Annotated in this window: 2 protein-coding genes; both read left to right on the forward strand. The window is 69.2% G+C overall.

What is annotated here, in order from left to right; genetic code table 11:
- Positions 1-58: 58 nt before the first annotated feature.
- Positions 59-307, forward strand: a complete 249-nt coding sequence (locus ACZ52J_RS42815) for a hypothetical protein (protein ID WP_465626851.1) — start codon at positions 59-61, stop codon at positions 305-307.
- A 98-nt stretch (positions 308-405) separates the two neighbouring features.
- A complete protein-coding gene (locus ACZ52J_RS42820) occupies positions 406-1,689 on the forward strand; it encodes an IS701 family transposase (RefSeq protein WP_465626853.1) in 1,284 nt (427 codons plus the stop codon).
- The last annotated feature ends 26 nt before the right edge of the window (positions 1,690-1,715 follow it).

Below are 1,715 nucleotides of genomic sequence, written 5' to 3' on the forward strand. Positions count from 1 at the left end.
CTAGTACTCCAGTGTGACTTCGCGATCATGTCGGTCTCGCGGTCTACTCTGGCTCGCTATGGGCTACGACGTGCACATCACGCGGCGTGAGAACTGGTGGGACGAAGAGGGCCAGGACATCAGCGCGGAGGAATGGGACGCGGTGGCTGCTGCCCGTCCCGGCCTCGCGACAGCCCCGATGTGGTGGAGCGCCGGACGGATCGTGTCCAAGAACCCGAGCGATGCGGTGATCGCGGAGATGCGTGAGGTGGCGAAGTTGCTGAAGGCGTGGGTTCAGGGCGACGACGGCGAGCACTACGACGCCTGATGAGTGCGGCCACCACGAGATGATCAAGGGTTGTGTGGACTCCTGAAGATCGTACGGTGGCCGCGGGTCACAGCATAGACGCCGCCCGATGGCGGGCGATGTTCGACCAGGCGATGGCCCGGATCGCGGGCCGGTTCAAGCGGGTGGAGCCGCGGGCGACGGCCCGCGCTTTCGTGCTCGCCCTGTTGTCCGGCGTCGAGCGGAAGAACTGCTGGCGTTTGGCTGAGCAGGCCGGCCATGCCCGTCCCGGGCCGATGCAGCGGCTGCTGCGAAGCACCCGCTGGGACGCCGACGCGGTCCGCGACGATGTCCGGGCCTACGTCCTCGAACACCTCGGCGCCGACGACGGTGTCCTGATCGTGGACGAGACGGGCTTCCTGAAGAAGGGCGCCGCCTCGGCCGGCGTGCAGCGGCAGTACACGGGCACCGCAGGCCGGGTCGAGAACACGCAGGTCGGCGTGTTCCTCGCGTATGCCTCCAGCAGAGGGCGGGCGTTGATCGACCGTCGGCTCTACCTGCCCGACGCCTCGTGGTGCCAGGACGCCGAGCGCCGGACCCGCGCCGGAGTGCCCGATCAGGCCCGGTTCGCGACCAAGCCCGCCTTGGCCGGGCAGATGATTGCCGCGGCGTTGGATGCCGGGATCAGTGTCTCCTGGGTGACCGGCGACGAGGCATACGGCCAAGACCCCGGCCTGCGCGCACTGTTGGAGTCCCGTGGGACCGGCTACGTCCTTGCCGTCGCCTGCAGCACGCGGGTGCGGATCAACCAGGGGCGGACCGCTGCCCGCGCGGATGCGGTGACCGATCGCCTGCCCGCCTCGGCCTGGCACCGGCAGAGCGCCGGAGCCGGGGCCAAGGGGCCGCGCTACTACGACTGGGCCTGGGTCGAGATCGGCGCCGACGGCCACCGGCACCTGCTCATTCGCCGCAACCCGAGCAGTGGCGAACTCGCCTTCTACCTGTGCTGGTCCCCGAGACGAGTACCGCTGTCCGAGCTGGTCCGGGTAGCCGGGAGCAGGTGGTGCATAGAGGAGTGCTTCCAGGCCGCGAAGGGCCAGGTCGGACTGGACCACTACCAGGTCCGCCACTGGACCGCCTGGCACCGGCACATCACCCTGGCCATGCTCGCGCTAGCCTTCCTGGCCGTGGCAGCCGACGACGCGAGGCCGACCAGATGTGCGGATCCGAACCGTCCCGCCCGAAGCGGAGAGCCGATCGACCTGACCGTCCCGGAGATCCGCCACCTGCTCGGCACTCTGCTGAACCCGCCGAGCACATCCCCGCGCAGGCTGCTGCACTGGTCGAATTGGCGCAGACACCATCAGGCCGTAGCCCGCCGAAGCCACTACCGGCGGCGACTCGCCAGCCCCTCAACCGGATAGATCACGAAGTCGCACTGGAGTACTAG

It is taken from the genome of Kitasatospora sp. NPDC034035 (genome assembly GCF_055575755.1).

Bases quoted from the DNA above. Each gene is read 5' to 3' on its own strand.
- ACZ52J_RS42815 (WP_465626851.1), top strand. From the start codon at position 59: ATGGGCTACGACGTGCACATCACGCGGCGTGAGAACTGGTGGGACGAA.
- ACZ52J_RS42820 (WP_465626853.1), top strand. From the start codon at position 406: ATGTTCGACCAGGCGATGGCCCGGATCGCGGGCCGGTTCAAGCGGGTG.